General features: G+C 31.3%; 4 protein-coding genes. All 4 read right to left on the bottom strand.

What is annotated here, in order from left to right:
* Positions 1-327: 327 nt before the first annotated feature.
* Positions 328-594, bottom strand: a complete 267-nt coding sequence (cas2, locus tag JHC30_03840) for a CRISPR-associated endonuclease Cas2 (protein ID MCI4463285.1) — start codon at positions 592-594, stop codon at positions 328-330.
* Positions 595-596: 2 nt separating this feature from the next.
* A complete protein-coding gene (gene cas1b, locus JHC30_03835; protein MCI4463284.1) occupies positions 597-1,577 on the bottom strand; it encodes a type I-B CRISPR-associated endonuclease Cas1 in 981 nt (326 codons plus the stop codon).
* 3 nt (positions 1,578-1,580) lie between these two features.
* Positions 1,581-2,093 carry a CRISPR-associated protein Cas4 gene (gene cas4, locus JHC30_03830; GenBank protein ID MCI4463283.1) on the bottom strand — a complete coding sequence of 171 codons (513 nt, stop codon included), beginning with the start codon at positions 2,091-2,093 and terminating at the stop codon, positions 1,581-1,583.
* A gap of 2 nt (positions 2,094-2,095) precedes the next feature.
* On the bottom strand, positions 2,096-3,073 hold a 978-nt coding region (gene cas3, locus JHC30_03825), incomplete at its 5' end, for a CRISPR-associated helicase Cas3' (protein ID MCI4463282.1).

Genomic DNA, 3,073 nt, shown 5'->3' with positions numbered 1-3,073 from the left:
ACCTCATAGGTCGTGTTTTAGGCAATTTATATCCCATATAGTTCAGATAAAACGTGTAGCGTTTAACTTTGCCTGTGCACTCTCTTCCTATTTATATCCCATATAGTTCAGATAAAACCAAAATATTATTGTAACAGTTTTCAATGTAAAATAAAACTCATCAACAGCAAACTATTTCAAGCACCAGGGTCACATAAAAAATGTCTAAGAATTATCTTATATGCATTAAACCACCGATGAGTCTTTTTATTTACAAAATATTTCCATGTAAACACATTATAAATAAATGATTTGTCGAAAAAGCCACCAAAAACACCTTCGCTGCAATTACAAAAAGTTTCCGGTAATTTCTTTCTCAACACCAAGCACATCCTTTTTAAAGTTTAACCTGTTTTCAAGTCGATAAAAGTAAACCGAGTCTTTCGATAAGTCAATTGCTTTACTTAATTCCATTTTGCATCTTTCAAGTTTGGACTCTGTTATATCGCCCTCAAATACAGAATTTTGAACCCAGTGAAAATATTTCTTTAATATTTTTCTTGCCTTGTTAACCCTGTCTTCCTCAACATCATAAACCACTATTAAATATGGCATAATTACCACCATGCCTTAAATGGAACATATACTTCATCGCTTAAAAAGTGCTTAATCAATTTATAACATTCAAGTCTTATTAGTTGTTTATATGAAACATTCCTTTTCAACTTTCTGTGTTTTATAGTAGTATTTAGCTTTTGGTCAATTTCTTTGATAAACTTTTTTCTTCCATTTTCTGTTAAATAGCAAAAATTTAGATCCTCTTCAAAGTCATCTTCGTTCAACATATTATTATTTACTAACTTGAAAATAACAGGATCCACAATGAGAGGCTTAAAAATCTCCGCAATGTCAAGGCTTAACGAATATCTCTTTTCTCCAGGTTCGTGAAGATAGCTTATAGTTGGATTAAGTTGCGTAAGATAAATCTGCGTTAAAACAATCGAATAAATAATAGAGTTTCCAAATGATATCAGTGCATTTATGGGATTTGTTGGTGGTCTTTTTTCTCTCTTAACAAAAGAAAAGTTGTTTTTTAATATTACATTGAACGCCTGATAATATGCATCTCTTGCTCTCCCTTCACAGCCCATTAGTTCGGGGATTGACTTTGTATTATAGGCATTCGACAACTCTGTTTTCAATACCTCAACAAACTTTTCTGTTCCCTCATATTCTCTTAAGTTTCTTTGCATATGAAAAATTGCCCCTTCAATAAAAGAAATTGCAATGTATTGCCTTTTAATTTGATCAATATAAAACTCAACTTGTTTTACTGTAAGATTTCCGGAGATATTTTTCTCACGTGGCATAAAACTTCCTGAGTAAAAGCCATAATAGTTATAAAAATGAATTGGTATATTCTGCTGAGACAAAAAGTTCAGAAATTTCGTATTTAAGTCGACTTCACCAAAAATATGTAATGATTCTACATCTTCAATAGGTATAGATTTCTTTATATTATCTTCGACTTCTACATAAATTGTGTTTTCTTTTCTTGAAAGTCTTCCACTTGAAAAAATGTAATATGGTTTACTCATAGTTTAACTCCAGCAAAGTTCGTAGTAAGCGCATTTCGAGCAGTAAGGTTTTTTCTCAGCCTTTGGAGGTCGGTCAAGATTTAAAACCTCTTTGATCTTTATTAGATCGTTCTCAACTTCTTTTTCAAGTTCCTCTGTCAAGATAATTTCTTCTCGCTTCTTCATCTTTGGATAATTTATAACCCCAATTTTATGAACACCATTCTTTTTAAGATAATAAAGATAGTACAGGATTTGTGCTCTGTCGGCTTCTTTTAATTTATCAGAATATTTTATCTCTCTTACTGTATCCGCATCAAGCAAATCAATCTGGATAAGGTCATCAATCAAAACATCTCTTTTCTTCTCTTTCGGATATGAATAATCTTGAAGGAGCGCACCTAAAAGAACTTTATCGGATGTATTTTCCATACCTATTCCTCTATCAAAAAACCAAAGTTTTCTCTTACACACATGAAGATAGTTTACCTTTAGTCCTGTTATTCTTAATTTATCAAAAGCATCGTCTTTTTCCATAATTAAATAATGTTTGAAAAATCATCGAGTTCTGCCTTTTCAAATGTTACACCCAGGTCATAATCATATTTTGTCCTAAAGGCATAGATTCTGTGCTTTTCCGAAATTGGATAAATGTCGTCTCTATTAAATCTATAGGCAGGAATACTAACAATAAAGTCATTTATAATCTTCAGTTCCTTCAATCTTTCTACAAGTTGAATTTTTTTATCACTGATTTTATCAATAGCACTATCAATCATTTCCTTATTTGCGTAATATACACTTTCAGGAATAACAGAAATATTTGCAATGTCTCTAAAAAGCCTCTGAGCCTCGCCTCTTTCATCGACTTCAAACCCATTATCGAGCAAGTCATAAGCATATTTGAACTTTTTAAAATATTCCGTCGATTTGATTTTGTTTAAATCATACACCTCATTTATCATTTCATTTTTCAATTCTTCTGTGAGAATTTTTCCGTTATAGTTTTTCAAGATTCCCTCTGTGAAATCAACGATTTCTTTATCGTATATTTTATATTTATCAGACGGTTTATTGGTTGCAATTACTATATTGGGCGGTTCTGCTTCGTTTATTATCCTTCCATTTCTTCTGTATATTCTTCCCATTCGCTGTATTAGAGAGTCAAGGGTTGCAATCTCTGTAAAAAGTATATCATAATCAATATCAAGCGAGGCTTCGACTAACTGAGTTGTTATCCAGATAACTGCGCCATTGCCCTTATAGTCATTTTGTATCTCTGATTCTTTTATTTTTCTATCCTTCTGGACAAATAAAGAATGGAGGAGTTTAACATTTCCAAGATATTTTAACTGGTTGTATAAATCTTGAGCTTTTTTTACAGTATTTGCTATTACAAGAACTTTTTCACCTTTTTTATATGAAGCCTCTATTTCATTTAATAATTCATCAATTTCTGAATCCTTTATTTCAACTTTATGCTTCTTTTCTCTATTAAAAACAGGTTCAAGAACTTT

This window comes from Caldisericum sp. (assembly GCA_022759145.1).
Lineage (GTDB): Bacteria > Caldisericota > Caldisericia > Caldisericales > Caldisericaceae > Caldisericum.
This window is presented reverse-complemented; position numbering and strand designations above follow the sequence as displayed.